The sequence below is a fragment of the Moheibacter sediminis genome (assembly GCF_900176425.1).
Taxonomy (GTDB): domain Bacteria; phylum Bacteroidota; class Bacteroidia; order Flavobacteriales; family Weeksellaceae; genus Moheibacter; species Moheibacter sediminis.
Genome location: NZ_FWXS01000013.1, coordinates 1 through 22,991, shown reverse-complemented (window position 1 = coordinate 22,991; position 22,991 = coordinate 1). Strand labels below are relative to the sequence as shown.

The following is a 22,991-nucleotide window of genomic DNA, read 5'->3' as shown; positions in this document are numbered from 1 at the left end:
CTGCATCGGCAGTCAAAGTCAATTCTTCTCCCACACAAATGGTATGTGTCGTGTCAATTGTTAATTCCGGAACCAAACAGTCAGGGCTTAGTTTAACTATCCAATAATCAAAATCGTTATTTTCTTTTCCTACCAAGTCTCCGTCTATTGAATTGGTAGAGCCTATTGTAATGAATCCTCCTTCTGAAGTTATTTCAAATCCCCACAGAATATCATGCGAACTTCCACCAAATGTTTTAGTCCATACAATGTCTCCGGTAGAATTAATTTTCAACAAAAACTTATCTTGTTCTCCTTTGCTTGCATTTTCCTCGAAGTGCCCATCAGTAGAAAGGGTATATCCTCCCACGACATATCCTCCATCTAAAGTTGTCTGTATTTCCTGTATACCTTCACCTCTGCTTCCTCCTATGGACTTCTGCCATTCTAAATTTCCATCATTATTCAGTTTAAGTATCCATATATCCTGTCCCCCATAAGACTCGGTTACATCTCCGCCCAATTGACTTACATAGCCAGCCACTACGTAACCTCCATCATCCGCTGGTCTTATACTCGATGGCTGATCCATACTGGGACCCCCATATAATTTAGACCAAACAACTTGGCCCGAGATATCCATTTTAACCACCCAAAAATCAGAACTTCCCCGGCCATCAGAAGGTATATCCCCGCCTACGCCATCTGACGAACCGGTGGCAACATAGCCATCTGATACTGGATATATGCTGAAAAATTCATTAAAAAAAGTATCATATCCTCCTATATCATTGCTCCATTCTATATTTCCTGAGTCATCTAATTTAGCTACCCATGCGGTAGTATATGCTCCTAATTCAATATACTCACTATTTATATCACCATCGGATGAAGTTGTTCTACCTGTTAAAATATATCCGCCATCGTCCGTTGGCTGTATATCACGAAATACATCTTCGCCGCTTCCTCCATAATTTTTTTCCCATTGGATATTTCCTGAAGAATCTATTTTAACCAACCATATGTCTTCCATACCGTAGTTATGAGTAACATCCCCGTCATCGGAATTGCTGGTTCCTCCTAAAATATAACCTCCATCCTGAGTTTGCCTGATTTTCAAAATTTGATCATCTCCTCCAAAATCAAGAAGACTTCCACCATAAGTTTTTTCCCACTCCAATTCACCTGTAACAGACGTTTTAGCTATCCAATAGTCTACACCACCTTTAAAATTTGTTACATCAGCATCTCCCATCATCACCTGACCAAAAGCTATATATCCACCATCAGATGTTTGAACTACTCCTCTTCCAACGTCCATCGAAGTGCTTCCCAAAGTTTTAGACCACTCGATTTCAGGCGTTATTTGTGCCTGGGTAAATAATGTCGAGAACAGTAATAAATAAAATAAATGTTTCCTCATTGTGTTATGTGTTTTTTAGTTTGACTTGTATGCCTGCAAATGTATTTTTCTTTTCAAAGAAACAATAGAAAACAACATCCTCTCACATACCTCACTAAACCAAATAACTTATAATCAAATAATTAAATTTAATTAAAACACAAAATTTAACCTAAAAGTAAAATATTAAAATGTGCTGAACCAAAAATAAATGTCAGTATCGTCCGGAATATTGAGCTTTTTCCTAATACGATATTTTTTATTTTGAGCTGATTTTGGTTCGATACTTTTGTATCGTGCTATGTCTTTAGTTGAAAGATTTAATTTCATAAAAGCACAAAATTCGACTTCACTTGGAACTATTTGAGAGTGAATTGATTGTAGCTTCCCTAAAAAATCAGGAAATGCCGCATGGAAAGCAGGCATGAAAGCCTGGTCATTATTTTTTGCCATTTGAACTAACTGAGAAAGTGTTTCTTCATCAGATATTTTCAAATTAGTATTTCTTTCAAGATATTCCTCACTAGCTTTTTCTTGCTTTAGTAACAATTTGTTCTTTTTACGCGACCGGAATAATAATGCTATCATTATCAATAAAATAATCGCAGATCCAATGATAATATAAATTGAATAGTTTTTTTCTTCCAGCATCTTATCATCAATAATTTTATGAAGTGATTGATTTTTATTTTTTTCCAAATCAAATCGAACATCCTTCCACTTATGCATGTAATAATTTGCTTTCTCCAAACTATCAGTTTTTTTATAAACATCAGCCAGTTTTTCAAAGACCAGTCCCTGATTTTCCATGGAAGGATTTACCATTGGAATCAATTTCTCAGCTTTTTGATAATTTAAAATTGCCTGAGAAAAATTTTTTCTTTCAATATTTACGTCTCCCAGAATGATATAATTATTGAATTGTATTGCGTCTTCACTTCTATTTTTTTCGGATAACTGGAAAGATTTATTGATATAATACTCTGCGGAATCAATATCGAGATTAAGAAATACCCCTCCTAGATTTGTATAGTTAGCCCTTAAGAAATATTGTTTTGCATTCTGATCTTCAAATGAATTTATTTCTTGATTTGCAAGCAAAAGCATATTTGCAGCTTCACGATTCATGGCTTTTAATTTATAAGCATCGTTTGCACAAATGAAAGCATTTACCTTTGCATGGATGATTTCTTGCTTATTAGAATTATTTTCTGCTTTGCTTAATAATTTAATGGTTATTTCAAATTCCTTCAATGCTTTATCAGGAAGCTCGCTTCTTGTATAAATGTTTGAAAGAATCTGATGTGCTACAGCCTCATAAAAAACATCTCCGTATTCTTTAGCTTTTACTTCTAATTGTTGAGAGAATTCAATTGCTTTTGGTAAATCTTTATTGATATAATACCAAGAAATTCTTGAGAGCAAATTTAATTCTACTTCCTTATTTTTATTCTCGATAGCTTCGTTCATTAACTCATCAATCTCTGGAAAAGCTCTTTCAGGGTCTTTCAAAAACAATTCATAATTGTCCCGAACTTTTCCCTCTAATGTCTTGATTCCTTTAGAATCATCAAATTGAGCAAACGAAAAAGAAGTTATCAAAAAAGTACAAAAGAATATCCAAAGCTTAGGTTTCATATTCATAAAAAAGCCCTCAAATACAAATATCTATGTTGTAAAGTTAAACTTTTTAAGAGATTATCATTTAAAAAATTAATCCAGAAGTATAAATGAAAAAAATAAAAAACATCAATGAATATCAAATCTAAATTTGACTTTAAGACTACAGTAAATTTCCATTAAAGCTCTTTAAAAAAGAATTGTTTGAATAGCCAGGAAAACCCCCAGAGCTTTTATCATTGGTATTTATTCTTATGCCCTACTATTTAGTTTTGATGTTTTATTTGTATAATTGTATTTATTCTGCTACACAAGGTGAAGAAAAAATTTCCTGTTTTCATACAAGCTGACGGTAAAGATTGCGGACCAACATGTCTGAGAATTGTTGCGAAGTATTATGGAAAATTAATTCCTTTACAAATTATTCGTAAACTCTCTGAAACAACTCGAGAAGGGAGCAGTTTATTAGGATTAAGTGATGCTGCAGAAAAATTAGGGTTCAGAACATTAGGAGTCAGAATTAATTTTGAGACACTAGTAAATGAGGTTCCCCTACCATGTATTGTACACTGGGAAAAACAGCACTTTGTAGTTGTATATGACATAAAATATAATTCAAAATCTTCTCGAAGTTATGTGAAAGTTTCTGATCCAAGTTACGGACTTATTGATTATCCCGTAGATGAGTTCTTAAAAAATTGGATTGGATCAGATGCAAATGAAACATCCAAGCAAGGGATTGCATTAATTTTGGAGCCCACTCCTACTTTTCAGTCAAAGAATTGGACGGAAGAAACACAAAGCGGCAAAAGAGACTTTCTTTATCTATCTAAATTTTTTTTCCGATATAAAGCCCTGATATTTCAATTAATTTTAGGTTTAGCTGCGGGAAGTCTCCTTACGCTGGCTTTTCCTTTTTTGACCCAGAGCATTGTTGATATCGGGATTCAAAATCAGGACATCAACTTTATCTACCTGATTCTTTTAGCTCAGATAATGCTTTTTATAGGAAGAATGTCTATTGAAATAATCAGGGGCTGGATATTGCTCCATTTAAGCGCCCGAATCAGTATTTCTCTTGTTTCAGAATTTTTTATAAAATTAATGAACCTGCCTATAAGCTTCTTTGATACGCGCATGACAGGTGATATACTCCAGAGAATTAATGATCATAACAGAATTGAAAAAATCCTTACCGGATCTTCTTTAGATACTTTGTTCTCCCTCATTAATATCATAGTGTTCAGCACAGTGCTGGCTTATTATGATTTTAGAATTCTACTTATTTTCTTTACAGGAAGCCTTTTATATTTTGGATGGATTTTCTTTTTTCTAAAGAAAAGAAGAGAGTTAGATTATAAAAGATTTTCACAAATTGCACAGGAACAGAGCACCGTTATGGAACTGGTGAATGGAATGCAGGAGATTAAATTACATAATGCGGAGAAACAAAAAAGGTGGGGTTGGGAATTTGTTCAGGTTAAGCTTTTCAAAATAAGCATGAAATCCCTAGCGTTAGAACAAACACAAACTGTAGGTTCAAATTTTATAAATCAACTAAAAGATATATTTATAACATTTATGTCAGCCAGCCTAGTAATCAGCGGGGAATTGACTTTGGGTATGATGCTTTCAATCCAGTACATTATAGGTCAGTTGAATAGTCCTCTCACCCAAGTGGTCGGCTTTATCCAACAGATACAAGACGCTAAAATAAGTTTAGAAAGATTAAATGAGGTTCATAATAAAGAAGACGAGGAAACAATAATTGAAGATACCGAGCAGGATATTCCGGCAGAAGATATTGTAATAAATGATTTAAGTTTTCGGTATATAGGATCTGCTGATTCAGTACTTAAAAACATAAATTGCAGAATTCCATACAAGAAAATCACTGCAATAGTAGGAACATCTGGAAGTGGTAAAACTACATTAATGAAGTTATTAATGAAATTTTACAGCCCTGATAATGGTAAAATAATGATTGGCAACGTTAATCTGCAGAATTTATCACAGAAAGCATGGCGAGCCAATTGTGGTGTTGTTATGCAGGATGGTTTTATATTCAATGATTCAATAGCACAAAATATTGCTATTGGAGATGACCAGATAAACAAAATAAAACTTGAAAAAGCTTTAAAGATTGCCAATATCGAGGATTTTATAGAAAATCTTCCTTTGGGATACAACACCAAAATTGGAAACGAAGGAATAGGGATGAGTGGAGGCCAAAAGCAAAGATTGATGATTGCCCGCGCCGTTTACAAGAATCCTAACATCTTATTCTTTGATGAAGCAACCTCTTCATTGGATGCGAACAATGAAAAAACAATTATGGAGAATCTTAACTTATTTCTGAAAGGGAAAACAGCAATTATTATAGCGCACCGTTTAAGCACAGTAAAAAATGCAGATCAAATAATTGTGATGGACAATGGTAATGTCATTGAAACCGGGAGCCATCAAGAACTTTTGGAGAAAAAAGGTTCCTATTTTAATCTTGTAAAAAATCAGCTTGAATTGGAAAAGATCAACAGAAAATCTTAAATTTCAAAAACTAAAAACTCATTGCTATGAATGATTATAAACATATTATTAAATTCCTAAACGATAATAAATATGCTATATCAAGCGATGAGTTTAACAAACAGATTTCCTCCCACCCTGATCACCCAAGTTTATATTCTATAACCGATACTTTTAGTTTTTTAAATATCGAAAGTGTTAGCGCAAAAGTGCCAAAAGAAGAATTTGATAATCTACCGGAAACTTTTCTGGCTATAGTAAATGAAAATAATCGTCAGATTATAGTGTATGTTAAAAAAAAGTCTGATGGGCAGATCATTTATTCATCGGCAAATAAGATTAAAAAAATTAGCAAAGATTTGTTTCTGGAGATCTGGGAACAAATAGTTGTGGCAATTGACCCTAACGAATCATCAGAAGACAATAAAAAATCAATTTATAATAACTGGATGGTTTTAGGGTATACTTTAACATCTCTACTTGCAATCCTTTATTTTCTCAATTCTAATCCTTCCGTTTCTTCTATCATTTTTTTTTCCACATCAATCATGGGTTTGATTGTAAGTATTTTCATTGTACGTGAAGACTTAGGACTGCATTCTGAAACAATTCGTAAAATATGTAATTCAGGAAAAAACTCTGATTGTGTTGATGTCATTACTTCTAAAGGATCATTTGTTGCAGGGACTATAAGTCTGGGGGACTTATGTATTATCTACTTTAGCTCCCTTGTCCTTATTTGTTTAAATAGAATTGATGTATTTGATTACATATTTTTAATAAATTCATTTTTTAGTATTGTACTCTCAATTTATTCGTTGTATTACCAGGCATTTGTCATTAAAAAATGGTGTTTTTTATGTTTAAGCATTATTTTTATTTTAGCAATTCAGTTTACTGTACTTATCTACAGTGGTTTGTCAACATTTAATATTGACTCAATTTTTGTATTAATTCTTTATTTATCACTCATGAGTTTTTTATGGTTAGGAACAAAATCCCGTTTAAAAAAACTAAGTCAGCTAAAGAATCTAGAAATTGACTTTCTTAAGCTGAAGAGAAATAAAAAAATATTTCAAAGCTTACTTAAAAACGAAAAAAGTTTTTACACAGATGATTTAAGTGAAATACCAGGCCTAGAATTGGGAAGAGCTTCAGAGGATAGTATGATTTATGGAGTTTTAAGCCCATCATGCCATCATTGTATTAGTGCGTTTAAAACATATAATGAATTGGCGAATACTAGTCCGGATAACCAACATATTAAAATTTTATTTAATCTAAATCCTGAGAATAAAGAAAATGAGTACCTGAAGGTAGGTCGTACAATAATAGATATATTATTAAAAAAAGGAAATGCAGCGGCTTTAACAGCTCTCAATGAATGGTATGAAAGCGGATTAGATATAGTCTTATGGAATAAATCTTATAATTTTCAGGAAAGTGAAGAGTCTAATAATATTCTTCGCAAGCAGTATTATTGGTGCAGGAACAATGAAATAAATTACACTCCGGCAACTATCTACCAAAATCATTTGCTTCCTTTAGAATTTCAAACATCTGATCTAAAATATTTTATTGAACATGAAAATTAACTCATAAAATATTTGTAATTAGATATTTATTTCATAGATTTATATTTTAGTAATTAAGAATGATTTCAACTACCTGCCAAAAAACATTTTTTAAATACATTTTTTATTAATCTAATTTTAGATTTAGAAAATTTACTTATCTAAATGTTATGCAGGGTATTTAATGTGAATGTTTAACTTTTTAACATAAATACTTTTATTATGAAAAAATCAATTTTAAATTTAGTCGGCGCTCAGGAATTGAGCAAAGAAAGTCAGAAATCCATATCAGGTGGATGTGTAAAACCTACTCCTCCGCCTCCCGGGTATGGTGTATGCCTGATGGCAAATGGTTGTCATTACAATATTCCATGTAATGCATATTGTAATAATGGAACACAGCCCATTTGTCCTTGATTGTAAATATTTGATTTAAATATTTAAAAGTACTATTTTTGGAATAGTACTTTTTTTTATGTCAGAAAAAATAGAGGAAATACAAAACCGGTCTGAATCATTACAAGAAATAATGAGCAATCCTCCAAAATGGATCATCAGATGGGGGCTTTTTATTATTTTCAGCATTTTAATAATGTTTATAATAGCTTGTTTTTTTATAAAGTATCCTGAAACAATAACTTCTAATGTCAGTATTAAGTCTACACAATCTATAGCAGTGATTGACGCTAAGAAATCTGGAACTATAGACAGTATTTTTGTAAAAAATCACGACAGGGTAAGTAAAGAACAAGTAGTAGGAAATCTAAAGTCAACAGCTGAATATAATGATATTAAGGTTTTGAAAAATCTTTTGGAAAAGGTTCAATACGATGCTAATGTTTTTTATTTTCCTATTGAGCAAACCCAGAATTTAACTTTAGGAGAAATTAAATCCAAATACGTATTGTTTGCCAGAGCTTATGAAGAAATGAAAAAAAATCCTCAGGATGTAACGAGATATATCGTATTGATTCAAACTTATGACGATTTAAAATTTGCGTTAGCAGACTGGGAAAAATTATATTTACTTAAATCAGAAATTGATGGAGAAATCCATTTTAATAAATATTTGGTAAAAGGTCAATTTATAAAATCTCAAGAAGTTTTATTTGTCATTTCACCTAATAATTATAACAGTTTATATGCTGTCGGATCTGTTTCATCTCAAGACAAAGACAAGATATCTCCTTCTCAAAAAGTTCATATAAAGTTGGCTAACTTTCCATTTCAGCAATATGGTCTAATTGAGGGAAGAGTAAAAACCATAGATTCAAAACCGGACTCTAATGGTAAATATGCTGTAGAAATTAGTTTAGTGAATGATTTAAAAACCTCTGCCAACTATGATTTGCAATACAATAGCGAAATGATTGGAACGGCAGAAATTATTACTGAAGATATAAAATTAATCGACAGGATATTAAATAATTTTAAACCAATATTTTGATTATATCTCTCAGAAAACTATATAGCGTTATCCCTCATAAAAACAATCCAAATCTTCCAAAAATTATTTTGAAATTGGTTGGTTACGTGCTGTTTAGTAGCAACAAAATATTTAAAATTATACTAGCTATTTTTAAACCAAAATGTCAGAAAACTTCACATATAAATTCCGTTCATTTTCGGTAACAAAATTTTAATTCAGCTGAATTTTATTTTGGATTATATATAAAACAGATTATTTAGGAATTTTACTTATAATTTCGAATGTTTTATGACAAAAATTTAAATAGTGTAAGATTTAGTTCCTATCCCTAATTCTTGGTATTTTTCACTTAAATAGAGAATAACACTGTAATTGCTATAAATAAAGGTGGTAAATTGTATTTAACAATTAACATTAGGATTTATGGACAAATTTTTACTCAAAGCCGGCATCATTTTGATGCTGGTCGCTTGGCAGTTCGCGGGAGGGCAGACGCTGAGTCAGAAGCAACAGATTACCGACCGGTATGATCTGAACGAATTACTCCGTTTACAAAACGAGTATCATCAGAACATGGGTTCGGAAAGGGAGCGTGTCAGGGAATTAGCAGGTTCGCTAAACATTCCTTTGATTGTAGAGGAAAACGGAACCTACAAAGAACTTCAAAAAATTCTACCGGATGGTTCACTGATTTATTACATAACCTTTAACGTAGGCGCGGCTCGTTCCACACGAACCAATCACCTGAATGCGGGAGGATCTTTAGGACTGAACCTTATGGGGCAAAATATGACAGCTCATATTTGGGATGGTGGTTTGGCAAGAACCACCCACCAGGAATATGACGGAGCCGGAGGTACAGACCGATTCACGATCGGAGACGGAACAACAGCCATGCATTATCATGCTGCACATGTGACGGGAACAATTATCGCTTCAGGTCTAACTGCAAATGCTAAAGGGATGGCACCCCATGCGAAGGCAATTGGCTATGATTGGAACAACGACCTTACAGAAGCCACTTCCGCTGCTGCTAACGGTATGTTGATCTCCAACCATTCGTATGGATTTGACTCCAGTATGGTGCCTGATTATTATTTCGGAGCTTATATTACAGATTCCAGAGACTGGGACAATTTATTATTTAATGCTCCTTATTATTTAATGGTGGTTGCAGCAGGAAATGATGGAAGCACCAATTACAACGGTGCACCGCTGGGGGGTAATTCGGCTTACGATAAGTTGACAGGTCACTCTACTTCGAAAAACAATTTGGTGGTGGCCAATGCCAATGATGCGAATGTGGATAACAACGGAAATTTGATCAGTGTGACAATCAACAGTTCCAGTAGTGAAGGACCGACCGATGATTACCGAATCAAACCGGATATTACCGGAAACGGCACATCGGTTTATTCCACGTACGAAACCAGTAATACAGCATATGGAACGCTTACCGGAACTTCTATGGCTTCGCCAAATGTTGCCGGCTCGCTATTATTGTTGCAACAACATTATAACAACCTGAATTCTTCCTTTATGCGGGCATCGACTTTAAAAGGTCTTGTGCTTCACACGGCAGATGATGCCGGTTCTGCCGGACCGGATGCAATTTTCGGTTGGGGACTGCTGAATGCAAAAAGAGCAGCTGAAACCATTACCAATAAAGGAAACGGAACCATCATGCAGGAGTTAACTCTGACTGGTGGGCAAACCTATCAATTTACTGTAGATTCAGACGGAGTCAATGAATTAAGAGCATCAATCAGCTGGACAGATCGTCCCGGGACTGCCACAACCCAAACCAACTCTACCACACCAAAATTGGTAAATGATTTGGATTTGAGAATTACAAAAGGCAGTACGACCTTTCTTCCATGGAAATTAACAGGAATTACAACCAACGGAAAAGTGGATAATAATTTGGATCCGTTTGAAAGAGTCGATGTTTCAGGTGCTTCCGGAACTTATACGGTTACAGTATCGCACAAAGGCTCTTTGACAGGAGGAAGTCAGAATTATTCTTTAATTATAACAGGTGTTTCGGCTATTCCGGTTCAATGTGAAGCCACTACCCCTACCGGTTTAGCAGTAAATGGTGTGGGAAGTTCTACTGCTTCTCTTTCATGGACTGCTGTAACAGGTACATCCTACGATTTCCGTTATCGATTGGTCGGTGCGTCCACTTGGATTACAAGTTCAGAAACGACTACTTCTAAATCTTTGAGCGGATTGGCTTCAAATTCACAATACGAAGCCCAAGTGAGAAGTAAATGTGATGGAGGAGCGACTTCGGCTTATTCAGCATCTGTAAACTTTACAACGACCCAAGTTCAAACCCAGTATTGTGGTTCTGCAAGTACCAATACAAATGACGAATACATCCAAAGAGTTCAGTTGAATACCATTAATAATCCCTCCGGAGCACAATTCTATTCAGATTTCACGAACTTATCAACGAATTTATCAAAATCTCAGGCTTATACGATTACAATCACCCCGAAATGGAATAGTACTTCATACAACGAAGGATATGCGGTTTGGATTGATTATAACAAAGACGGCGATTTTACAGATTCAGGCGAGTTAGTGTGGTCCAGAACACCAACCAATGCTGCTACAGTAAGCGGAACCTTTACTATTCCGGCGAATGCAGTGGATGGACCAACACGTATGCGTGTTTCCATGAAATACAATGCAGTTCCGAATCCGTGCGAAACCTTTACCTACGGGGAAGTAGAAGATTATACAATTATTATCGGCGGAACGGCGGCTGATACACAAGCACCGACTGCGCCTGCTAATTTAACAGCTTCAAATATAGCTCAGACTTCATTAACTCTGAACTGGACCGCTTCTTCAGATAATGTGGGTGTGACCGGATATGACATATTCTCAGGTTCAACCAACATAGGAACGGTAACGGGCACTACAGCAAACGTGACGGGATTGACGGTTAATACCGCTTATTCATTCTCTGTAAAAGCAAAAGATGCTGTCGGAAATGTTTCTTCGTCAAGCAATGTTTTGAACGTAACGACGTTGGCTGCAAATTCTCAATTGTTATTGACCATTACATTTGATAATTATCCGGAAGAAACATCATGGAGAATTCTCAAAGGAAGTACCATAGTTGCTTCCGGAGGAACTTATGGTTCACAAGCGGACGGTTCGACATTAAATATTCCACTGAATTTGGCTCCTGACTGTTACACATTGGTGTTCTACGATGCGTATGGCGATGGAATGTGCTGTTCGTACGGAAACGGGTCTTATTCTTTAAAACAGGGCACAACGGTATTAGCAAGTGGCGGAACTTTCAGTTCTTCACAATCCACAAACTTCTGTACAAACCAATCCAACAATAATTACAGTGATTATGCTTCTACGAATACAGATGAAACGCAAAATCATTTGAAATTATATCCAAATCCTGTAAAAGATATATTGAATGTATCTCTTAACGGATTTCAAGCACAGACTTACCAAGTTGTGGATATGCACGGCAGAGTGTTGATGCAAGGAATGTATACGGACAAATTAGATGTTTCACGATTAGAAACCGGAACCTATGTTCTGAAACTTATGATCGGTGAGAAATCGAAAACCGAGCGCTTTATCAAAAGATAATTTATAAATTTTCTTAATTACTAAAACCGCTTCGAATTTATTTCGTTGCGGTTTTTTATAATTCAAAATAAAGGAAAGAGAGAGCAAAAAAATTGATAAAACCTAAACAAAGCTTACAATAATTACCCTTACCCTTCATGCTGAGTACTCAAGGTTCCGATAAATGAAAGTACTCCCCTTTTGTCTTGTCCAGAGCAGTTGATAACAATTCAAAATTTTCGTTGGTGGCTTTAAGGTTTAGAAATTTATCTACAATCACACGATGCTTGTAAATAATGAAAGTGTTCTCCGCTTCAGGGTTTATATTATTAAGATCTGCTTCAGTCCCTTTATCTGAAAATGACGGAACAAAAGTCAGAGCGGTATTTTTAATATTGAGCTCTTTTCCTAATTTTTCTAATTCATATTGACGATCACTTTTATTGTAATCTTGCTGATTTCCGTAAACAAAATAGACCTTGAGGTATTTTTTGCGTTTTTCGCTTTCCAACTCTAAAAATTCAAGCCATTTTTTTATGGATTCCCAATCAGGTCTATTGCCTACAAAATACACAATACCATGATAGCGCCCGTATTTGCAAACTGGACAGGTTTGTGTTCCTTTATCGGGACCAAAAGCGTGATAAGGTATGAATGAAGGTTGATCCTCACCAATATTTAATCCTGATTTAGCCAAGCTTTTTATATATTCAGGATAGTTGGGAATATTTAGTCCAAGGATAATATTATGTTCCGCTATCTGAATATCATTATCTATTACAACTCTTAATAATTCTGTTCCCGCACGGTCTGCTTTGCCATATTTCTTCTTATGCTGCAAATATTGAGAGTCATCATCAAAATATAAGTCTGCAAAGTATTCATTTTCTATTTGAGGTTCTTTGATGGATAAATGAATGTGTGCAGCCATATTTTCATTGGGATAATGCGCAGGTCTTGAAGTTTTTATTCTGTAATTTCCATTTTCATCTGACTTGACCCAACCTCTCAAATGTCCGTGCTCCTTTGCATCTTTTGGGGTATTTATTTTGGAAGAATACAGACCGTTTTCATCTGTATGCCAATAGTAGATTATTATATCTTTCGCAGCAGTCCTGCCATCACGCTGGTAAACCTTCCCTACAATCATTAACTTCTGCCTTCCCTCAGTCCATCCATTGCTGGTACTTTCTGTTGAAATATTTTCAGGAATTCCTATGTACATCAATTCACAACCCTCGCAACCACCGCCAACGATTTTATTTTCCTGAAGATTTTCTTTTATTTGTCCTTTGCAGCTAATAAAAACTGAGCAAAAACATACCCATTTGGAAATAATCCTTATTTTCATTTCTTAAATATTTTCCGTAAAAATGCACAGGGAAAAGGGAAGTGTCCAAACAATATGAGGCAAGCGGAGTTTATTTTACGGTAAGCTGATGTTACCATATAAAATCTTAAACCAGAATTTTCTTGCTAAAAAAATTATTTATCAAAAATCAATTAAACTCGCATCAGTTACGCGAAGATTTAATAAAAAATATAGGTTTAAATTTTAGCTGCAAATTAGTCTTTCATTTTTAGCTTATACTTTAACTTAAAATTCTTTGTATAATTCCGGCTTAATCTTACAATCGTTTTATCTAATAGGGCTATATCATAATCGCCGTTTTGCCTGGATTGTATAGATGAAATCTTATAGATGTTGACAATGCAGGATTTATGAATGCGGACAAACTGACCTTCGTTCAATTGACCCTCCAAGGATTTTAAAGTTCCGTTATAAAGATATTTTTTGGCAGGATGATAAATGTTGATATAAGGCGAATTGGCTGAAAAATAAAGTATTTCATCTACTGCTAATAACAGTTTTCTGTTATTGTCTGAAATCTGTATACTATTGATGAAATTTTGTTTCTGTTTCTCTCTTTCCTCCTCTGTGGAAATAAATGATAATTGAGTTTTTTTATTCAAAAGAATAAAAGCTAACAAAGAGCATCCGTAAATAATGACCGTTTTTATAAAATAAGTCGATATGGCAAAACTAAATGTCTGCCAATAAGAAAATGTATGATCATAGAACAAATATGAAATGAGCCAGACCAATGCAGGATAGATAATTAAATGTATTGCAATAACAGCAATTGTACCCGTTAATTTTAGTTCTGACTTTTCTGTCCTTTTTATAAATTTTGAAAAAAGAAACAACACAGGAACATATATTATCCAATAACTGCTAAACAACAGTGATTCAGAAATATAAAATGAGCTGTTCCTAAGCAGGGTAAATAGATAATCTACAAAAACGTTTATGATTAGCATTACGGCCAGAAAAGAGATAAAAATCAATTTTTTCTTTTCCTGAATCCCCTCGTAGGTTTGTTGAATTTTCAAAACAGACATTTTTTTTATTTCAACCACTAAAATACAAAATTGTTAAAAAAAATAACCTTGTTGTATGTAAGATTAATTTTTCCAAATAGGTATTTGAATATAGCTTTCGTTATGCCATTTTATATGTAAGGGCTCAATTGAATCCTCTATGTTTTCTTCTGCTACAGGTTTGCCTGAACCGTAATTGATGATTTCAAAAGGATGCTTGTTGATATTAAGTAAAATTACCAATTGGCTTCCCTTACTAATTTTTTTGCTTACAAAACGTGTATTTTTTATGGGAATATTTTCTTTTTCATTAGGTTTTAATAATTGCCTAATGGTATTGTCTTTGGCATAACTTGCTCTGCCAATATATCGAGTTAGAAAAAAATATTTTCCATCGGGCATTAGCTCATACAATGCCATTGAGACGTCCATATCTTTCTTGTTGATCGTTGTAAACAACTCCCCTGTGAAAGAGCCATTCATCAAAAAATCATCCTTAAAAACTTTTGATTTAAAGACTAAACCATTACTTGCATCCAAGGTGTCAAAGATGATTTCAGGTGTAAAGTAATTATTCTGATTTTCCCTGTCATTAAAATCTACAGTCTGCGTTTGAAACTCTTTCTTTCTTGGTTTTTTAATGGTAAGTGATGTATTATCCAGATAAAATAAAAGTGTATCGTTATTGATACTTTCTAACCCGGGTGCGTGTTTCCACTCATTTGCTCCCATAACCTGATAATTAAACTTATCTTTGAGTAATTCAGGTTTGGATTTATTTTTCAGGATGTAGTCAAGCCAGTCATATGCTAATTCCATCATGCTTACATCCGCTACACTGTCTATTTCATAACCCATTAAGTTTTTTGCGGGTTTTCTTTGTGCTCCCCAATGGTCATAAGGTCCTATCACAAAATAATGGTTCGCGTTTTTATTGTATTTACTGTGTAATTTAAAATATTGAAACGCTCCGATTTGTGAACCATCATAATATCCCGTAGTGCTTAGGATTGGAATATTAATTTTAGCATACTCTTCTGCTGTAGGTACCATAGACTGCCAGTAATTGTCATAATCCGGATGCGACAGCCACTTTTGGAAAATTGGATTTTTATAACCGGCTAAACTATCGAGATCCTTAAAAGCAATACCATTCTCAAACCATTCAAAAGGTAGGCTCCTGCTTATTGGTTCTTTTTTATAAATGTTATCATGAGACCAATAAAAGCCTAAGTTCATCTCTACATTATTTTCCATAGGAGTATCATAACCCGGCATAACAGCCACTTGCGGGACTATTGTTTTCAGAGCAGGATGAATATTTTTAGCCGTTGCCCATTGGGAAAAACCGGTATAGCTTCCTCCAAACATTCCAACGCTACCATTGCACCAGGACTGTTTACTTATCCAATCAATGATGTCATATACATCGGTCACCTCATTTTCATAAGGTTGATAATTGTCGATACTCGTTCTTATCCCTCGGCTATACGATACTACACCCACATAATCTCTGTCAGCAGAACGCTTTCCGAAGTTGGCATCATTTACACCCTGATGATAGGTTGTATGAAATAACAATACAGGAAGTGGTTCGGTACTATTTTCCTTGCGTACAATGATCGCTGAAATATCAATACCACTACGTGTCGGAATCAGAACACTGTCCTTAATGATGTAACCATTGCTATTGTTTTCTTTTTGCTGGGCGGACATAATTATAGCATTCATCAGAGCAAAAAGGACAAAAATTAAATATTTCATTTTTTAGTTTTTTATAGTGCAGTTTTTCTTCTTAAATTCAAAAATAAGCAAAGAAAATTTTATGGTTGAAACAATTAAAACAAACCGGCAATATCCCTGACGATTTGAGTTGGTGAATTACAGTCGCAATTACTGAGTCCGATGACATAAATATCTTTTTCAGCAATATATACACCCATCGATTTAAAACCGAATATACTGCCGCCGTGTTCCCTTGATTCCATCCCGTTAATTTCTTTCAGGTGCCAGCCATAGCCATATTCTATCATTTCTCCGTTACTAAGCCGGGATTTGCTAAATGCTTTTTTGGTCTGCTTTTCATTAAGCAAAAGATTTCCCTTCAGAGCTACCTGCCACTTGAACATATCATCTACAGTTGACATCAAAGAACCGGAAGCATAGGGCACACTAAAATTAATTATCGTTTTGTTGACATAACCATCGGCTTTCTGGTGGTAACCGTATGCCCTGTTTTTAATGATTTTTCTGTCAGTAGCATAAAAAGAATTCTGCATCCCGGCTTTATCGAATATATGCTCTTTTATAAACTCTTCATAGGTTTTACCCGAAACAGCTTCTATGATATAACCAAGCAGTACATAACCTGAATTGTTGTATTCAAATTTTTCTCCGGGCTGGAAGTCAACAGGCTCGTCCTTGAAAAAACCTACCATCTCCATCGGGCTCATTTGCTTTTGTGCAATATCTGAAATACTTTTCATCTTTGTGAAATCTTTGATTCCTGATGTATGATTCAACAAATGATGAAGAGTGATGTTATTTCCATTGGGAAAATCAGCTATATATTTTGAAACCGGATCATTTACATTTAATTTTCCTTGCTGCTCCAACATCAGGATGGCGACAGCTGTAAACTGTTTGGTCATGGAGCCTATCTGGAAAATCGATTGCGTTGCCATATCAGTTCCTAATTCTAAATTTGATCTCCCAAAAGCTTTTCTGTAAATCACCTTCCCTTTTTTGGCAACCAAAAATACACCACCCGGCACATTTGCTTCATTAAACTCAGTAAGTATCAAACTATCAATTTTATTTTCAAACCCCTGCCCTGATAAAAAATAAGACAAAAGTGTAAGGATCAACGCACAAAATAATTTTAGCATATGTAGCAATTTGAAGCAAATATATAATTTAATATAATACTATGTTATACAAATTACTATTTTATATATTCATCCTTCATCAATAACTTTTTTAAACTGTTAATTGTCCGGATATTTCAGAATAAAATAAAAATCTTCTTCCGTTTAAATCATTAGAAGCACTATCAAGCCTTGGCTGATAAGTTGGCAAAAAATAAAATGGATTTTATCAAAGTTTCTTATGAGAATGACGAAATATCTGGTGATGTAGCATTTTACAGGGAAAATGATACCCTAAAAATCCTTATTAAACACACGGTCGTTTTTCAGCGCAGGAAAATTACTATATCACCGACAGAAGCCTTTTCTTTGTTTTTTGGAGGAAGCTGTATGGAGTTTTGATGGGGGAACGCCGGATAAAAGATTCAAAGGGAATTACCAGATTCCGGTGGTTCGTTACGGAGAAATCAGTTTGTCAACCCTTCAGGACTAAATGAAGAATATGAATTCAGCAATTATGAGTTGACAGAAGAATTCGGAAATGTGTTTGGTATTTATCAGGATTTTCTGAGAAACTAAATTAATTGGTTGCTTTAGGTTTTCCCCTAATTCACTCATAAGCAATTTGATTACTATTGCAATTCAATTAAATAATGCCGTCATTCTTTTAAGAGATTGAGGGTATTTTTCATAAAATCTTTAATCTCAAAGAATATCAAAACTCGCATTTCTATCATGTATAAATAATCTTCCTCTTTTCAAGTAAAATCCTGCTTTTTGATATTTATAAATGTTTAATTTTGCCCTCAATCGATTACATTGTTTGATGAGGGAAATTTATTGGTTACTGGTATTAATCTTTTCATTTTGTTCTTTGACTGATTTGAAGGGGCAACAAATAAATAATCAAAACATAGAGCAAAGACAAATTGATTTAAAACGTAAAATAAAAACTAATCGGGAGCTATTGAATAGTCATCCTGAGGAAGCGTTTGCCAATACAACAGATTTAATTAAGCAAGCCCATAAATTGGGATTTGCAGATCAGGAGCTTGAACTGCTTAAACAACGAGTAATTTTTTATTACTACCATGATATAAACTTTGATAAATTAATTTCAAGCGCGAAAGAACTGAAAGAAAAAGCCAAAGCATATAATAACCCCTACATGCAGACTGAAGCTAACCTTTATCTCTTCGATGCTTACTGCTTAAATAAGTTTTATGATGATGCATTATCAGAACTGGATGAAGGACATAAAACACTTGATAAAACCGATGATGAATCAGACAAATTGTTCCTCTCACGCTCAAAACTCTACATTGCTTATGCTAATTATTATTCAACCATAGGAGATACGCAAAAAGAAATCGAAAGTCTTCTGGCTTCTACAAAAGCACAGAAAAAAATCTCAAATCCAGATGATAGAAAAGAAAGCCAGATAAGAGATTTTGGAAATTTAGCAAATGCATATTCACGCATTGAAAAATTTGATTCAGCAAAATATTATGCAGAAGCTTCTTTAAATCTGATGAAAAATCAAAATGAAATCAATGAAAAAATTAAATTCATTAATTACCTAACTCTGGGAGGATATTATTTTCATAATCAAAATTATCAGGAGGCAGTCAGATGTTTCAATGAAGCTGAAAAACTCGCTTCTGTCGGCCATTTTATGAACGTAGCAAGCCTTTACAAAAAACTTTCTGATTCCTATAGCTGTATGGGGAATGAACAAAAACAACGCGAATATGATTATAAGCTGAAAGATATAAATATAAAAGTAGTTGAAAATCAGAATGATTCCTTACATAAAATCATAGAACGAAATAAAATTAACGACAAAAGCAACATTTATATTTTGATTATAGGAGGCTCGGCTTTTATCATTTTAACTTTATCAATTGTCTCTATCCGTTACAGAAACAAAAATAAACTGCTCAAAAAACAGGAGACTGCAAGCGAGGATTACTTGTTTCAGCTACCCGAAGTTACGGATCAATCTTTTAAAAATCTAATTGATTTAGTCAAGAAGAATGATACCGCATTTATGGCAGAGTTCCAGAAAACTTTTCCCAATTTTGCCTATAAGCTTCAATCATTAAATAATTCGATGGTCCAAAGCGAATTAGAATTTTGCGCCCTTTTGAAATTAAAATTATCTACGAAAGAGATAGCAAAGTACAAAAATATAATGCCCAGAACTGTGCAAAATAAAAAATACCGCATCCGAAAAAGATTTGAAATCCCGGATAATATTGACATTTACTTCTGGTTTGAACAATTATAAGCCAAAAATCTATTTTACAAAAACCTCAAAAACAACGATTTATACCGATAGAGTATTTTTTGATAATCTATAATTCACCACTGAATGTCTGATTCACACTACATTTGGTTCATTCAGTCTTATTCATGATGTTCAAAATTCTACTTTTCCTTTTATTATTTTTCTGTCAATTTAATTCCGTGAAATCTCAAAATGTTTTTGGCGATCTCAACTTTATTTGCAGTAACCAAAGTATATCTACAGGAGCACCCATAGAAACGGAGTATAATGATATCTACACTTCTTGTCACTGGCAACCATTAACCACTTACATAGAATTTTACCAAATTATTATTGAATCGGGAACAACGTTCACGTTTACGATTACACCCAATGCTCAAGTGGATTATGATTTTGCTTCTTGGTTAAATCCTGATCCATCTAATTTAGGATACTCAGACCGAAGTTCACAAAACAACCCTTTTTTAACGAATGTTTTTAGTTTAGGGCTTTCATTAACAGAACTCAACCAACTCTGTGAAGGAGGAAACTCAACAGGCTATCCCGAACCAGGAATGGTACGTTATTATGAAGTTCAGCCGGGCGATATGATCATCATTGCGATTGATCGATACATGGATGATGACCAAGGTTATACATTAAGCTTTGGAGGAAATGCTGAGTTGAGTTGTACTTTTACTTACAGCTTATGTGACGGTGATGGAAATGGTCAGGAAGATTTTAATTTAAATGATATCGCTTTGGATATTCAGCAAACGAGATATCCGGAATACAATGTAAGCTTTTATGACACACTGACCAATGCGCAAAACGGAACCGGTATTGGACTACTCACAGGAAATCACACCGCTTATACTGCCAACAATCCTAATATTATCTATGCACGTTTGGAAAATCAATCTGGAGGTTTTATAGAAGCAGTTGATATCAAATTAAATGTTAACGGATTCCCTGAAATAGATGAATTTCCGACTTTGTTTTATTGTGGAGATCCAAATGATTTAGGATTTTTTAATTTAACTGAAGCATTTGAAAATATAATTAATGACCCTGAAAATTATTCGATTAAATTTTACAGAAGCCTACAAGGCGCGCAAAATGAAAACATAAATGAGGAAATTTTAAGCCCTTTATCTTACCTAAGTGAATCAGCTACAGTTTACGTAAGAATCAGAAATGAATTCGGATGCCATGTCATCAAAGAATTAAATCTTGTAGTAGCTGATAATCTTACACCACAAAATATCCAGCATCCCTTGATTTGTCTGGAAGAAACCAACGGAAATCTTAATCTGGAAGATTTCCGCGAATCACTGACAGATGCGAATTATAATTCATACAATTTTGAATATTATTTAAACCAAACGGATGCTCAAAACGGAAATACAGGAAATTCGATTACAAGTCCTGAAAACTTTCCAATTGTGGCAGGAACAACATATACCATTTATGTCCGAATAATTATGGGTACCAATTGTTCGCCAATTGTAAGTTCTATCAGTTTCACAGTAGGTTTGATACCAACCCTTACAATCGATTCATCGCAAAATGTTTGTTCAGGAGAATCAATCACATTGACAGCTCAAACCCAATCAGGACTTACAGTAAATTGGTACGATTCACAAAATTCCACAACACCGATTTTCACAGGAAATAATTTTTCCACATCAAATTTAACCGAGGGGACGACTTATTGGGTAGAAGCAGTAAGCTTAGAAGGTTGCGCTTCAGAAAGAATTTCGGTGGAAATTATAGTCAACGAACTCCCTACTTTCACATTTGAAAATGTTGAAATCTGTATCAATACATCAGCAGAATTAGAAGTAACGACAGATGCGGGAAACACGGTGAATTGGTACGATTCTCTAGCAGGAACAACACCAATTTTCACAGGAAACCCATTTATAACGCCAAACTTAACTTCGGGGACGAGTTACTGGGTAGAAGTTTTGAGCGCCGAAGGCTGCCCCGGCGAACGTCAGGAAATTGTGGTAGAAATTGTAGAATCCATCATTCCTGAATTTGATTTGGAAGAACAATACTGCGTTGGTAATGAGCTGATTGATTTGCCAAATTTGTCAGAAAATAATATCTCTGGAACCTGGTCTCCAAGCCAGATTGACACTTCAATTTTGGGCATTCAGACTTTTGTATTCACACCTGATCCGGATCAATGCGCAGATGAATTTACTTTGGAAATTGAGGTCACAGACTCGATCGAACCAATATTTGATTTAGAATCAGAATATTGTAAAAGTGATGAATTGATCACACTTCCAACGCAGTCTGACAACGGCATCACCGGCACCTGGACTCCCAATCAAATCGACACTTCAGTTGCCGGGATTCAGAATTTTATGTTTACACCGGACGAAAATCAGTGTTCAGAACCGTTTGCATTTTCGGTAGAAATCTTTGAAACTTTAATTCCTGCATTTGATTTACAACAAGAATATTGTTTAGGGGTAATTCCCCAGGCACTTGAAAACGTTTCTGACAATGGGATTCCGGGCACCTGGTTTCCAGCTCAAATTGACACCACCACAGCGGGAACCCAAATTTATACTTTCACTCCGGATGGAATTTGTGGCGAAGAATTCATTTTGGAAATAACCATTTTAGATGAAATCATACCAACATTCAACATCCAAACGCAATATTGTTTAAATTCAGAAGAAATAATTCTCCCGACAACTTCCGACAATAACGTCAGCGGAACCTGGTTCCCTGCAGTGATTAATACATCAAATTTAGGAACAACAACTTACACTTTCACGCCTGATTTGGAATGTGCACAAGGAATTCAAATTACAATTGAAATCACAGAGATTATAACACCTGAATTTGATGATTTAATTCAAAATTATTGTTTGAATGCAACACCGGAAATTCTTCCAACCACATCAAATAATGGCATTTCAGGAACCTGGTTTCCGGCACAGATCAACACCAATTTACAAGGCACAACCACTTATATTTTCACGCCAAATGCAGAATTTTGTTCAGAGCCTTTTGATTTAAATGTCACCGTTTATCCGCATCCTGACATGGACCTGGAGGAAGAACTCATCATCTGTGAAGGCGACAGTTTTACATATTCGGCACCTGACGGCTTTGACAGTTACGAGTGGAAAAATCAAAACAACCAGATCATCAGCACCACGCAAGAGGTTACCTTTACCCAAGAAGGAATTTACACCTTAACGGTTCAGATCAACGGCGTTCCCTGTGATTTGAGCAGAAACATAGAAGTCAGGTTTTCGACGCCGCCGACCATTACGGAGATCAAAACGACGGAAAACACAATTACGAT

General features: G+C 34.6%; 14 protein-coding genes. 8 read left to right on the top strand and 6 right to left on the bottom strand.

Annotated elements, in window-relative coordinates:
• Together B8977_RS14785 and B8977_RS14780 are read right to left on the bottom strand one after the other, a co-directional pair.
• Positions 1 to 1,402 (bottom strand): hypothetical protein (locus tag B8977_RS14785; RefSeq protein WP_084019057.1); only part of this gene is annotated, 1,402 nt, incomplete at its 3' end.
• A 165-nt stretch (positions 1,403 to 1,567) separates the two neighbouring features.
• Complete coding sequence (locus B8977_RS14780; protein ID WP_159447506.1) at positions 1,568 to 2,893, bottom strand: tetratricopeptide repeat protein; 1,326 nt, start codon at positions 2,891 to 2,893, stop codon at positions 1,568 to 1,570.
• A 423-nt stretch (positions 2,894 to 3,316) separates the two neighbouring features.
• Here B8977_RS14780 and B8977_RS14775 point away from each other — a divergent pair, with 423 nt between their 5' ends.
• From B8977_RS14775 to B8977_RS14760, 5 genes are all read left to right on the top strand, one after another.
• Positions 3,317 to 5,548, top strand: coding sequence for a peptidase domain-containing ABC transporter (locus B8977_RS14775; RefSeq protein WP_084019055.1), 2,232 nt, complete (start codon positions 3,317 to 3,319; stop codon positions 5,546 to 5,548).
• Positions 5,549 to 5,574: 26 nt separating this feature from the next.
• Complete coding sequence (locus B8977_RS14770; protein WP_084019054.1) at positions 5,575 to 7,122, top strand: vitamin K epoxide reductase family protein; 1,548 nt, start codon at positions 5,575 to 5,577, stop codon at positions 7,120 to 7,122.
• A 201-nt stretch (positions 7,123 to 7,323) separates the two neighbouring features.
• Positions 7,324 to 7,518: a hypothetical protein gene (locus tag B8977_RS15045; protein WP_143736549.1), complete on the top strand. Its 195-nt coding sequence runs from the start codon at positions 7,324 to 7,326 to the stop codon at positions 7,516 to 7,518.
• A 58-nt stretch (positions 7,519 to 7,576) separates the two neighbouring features.
• Positions 7,577 to 8,548 (top strand): HlyD family secretion protein, encoded by a 972-nt coding sequence (locus tag B8977_RS14765; protein WP_084019053.1) that lies wholly within the window; start codon positions 7,577 to 7,579, stop codon positions 8,546 to 8,548.
• A 405-nt stretch (positions 8,549 to 8,953) separates the two neighbouring features.
• Positions 8,954 to 12,160 (top strand): S8 family serine peptidase, encoded by a 3,207-nt coding sequence (locus B8977_RS14760; protein WP_084019052.1) that lies wholly within the window; start codon positions 8,954 to 8,956, stop codon positions 12,158 to 12,160.
• Between the two features lie 148 nt (positions 12,161 to 12,308).
• On the opposite strand, the gene B8977_RS14755 is transcribed toward B8977_RS14760, so the two are convergent.
• The 4 genes from B8977_RS14755 to B8977_RS14740 form a co-directional block, all read right to left on the bottom strand.
• On the bottom strand, positions 12,309 to 13,490 hold the full coding sequence (locus B8977_RS14755) for a dioxygenase family protein (RefSeq protein ID WP_084019051.1): 1,182 nt from the start codon (positions 13,488 to 13,490) through the stop codon (positions 12,309 to 12,311).
• Between the two features lie 215 nt (positions 13,491 to 13,705).
• A complete protein-coding gene (locus B8977_RS14750; protein ID WP_084019050.1) occupies positions 13,706 to 14,542 on the bottom strand; it encodes a LytR/AlgR family response regulator transcription factor in 837 nt (278 codons plus the stop codon).
• 63 nt (positions 14,543 to 14,605) lie between these two features.
• Positions 14,606 to 16,285, bottom strand: a complete 1,680-nt coding sequence (locus B8977_RS14745; protein ID WP_084019049.1) for a CocE/NonD family hydrolase — start codon at positions 16,283 to 16,285, stop codon at positions 14,606 to 14,608.
• A 74-nt stretch (positions 16,286 to 16,359) separates the two neighbouring features.
• Positions 16,360 to 17,409, bottom strand: a complete 1,050-nt coding sequence (locus B8977_RS14740; RefSeq protein WP_084019048.1) for a serine hydrolase domain-containing protein — start codon at positions 17,407 to 17,409, stop codon at positions 16,360 to 16,362.
• Positions 17,410 to 17,607: 198 nt separating this feature from the next.
• Here B8977_RS14740 and B8977_RS14735 point away from each other — a divergent pair, with 198 nt between their 5' ends.
• From B8977_RS14735 to B8977_RS14725, 3 genes are all read left to right on the top strand, one after another.
• Positions 17,608 to 17,790 (top strand): hypothetical protein, encoded by a 183-nt coding sequence (locus B8977_RS14735; RefSeq protein WP_159447505.1) that lies wholly within the window; start codon positions 17,608 to 17,610, stop codon positions 17,788 to 17,790.
• 565 nt (positions 17,791 to 18,355) lie between these two features.
• On the top strand, positions 18,356 to 19,678 hold the full coding sequence (locus tag B8977_RS14730; protein ID WP_143736547.1) for a transcriptional regulator: 1,323 nt from the start codon (positions 18,356 to 18,358) through the stop codon (positions 19,676 to 19,678).
• 179 nt (positions 19,679 to 19,857) lie between these two features.
• Positions 19,858 to 22,991, top strand: a 3,134-nt coding sequence (locus B8977_RS14725; protein ID WP_143736545.1) for an immunoglobulin domain-containing protein, incomplete at its 3' end; no start/stop codon positions are given.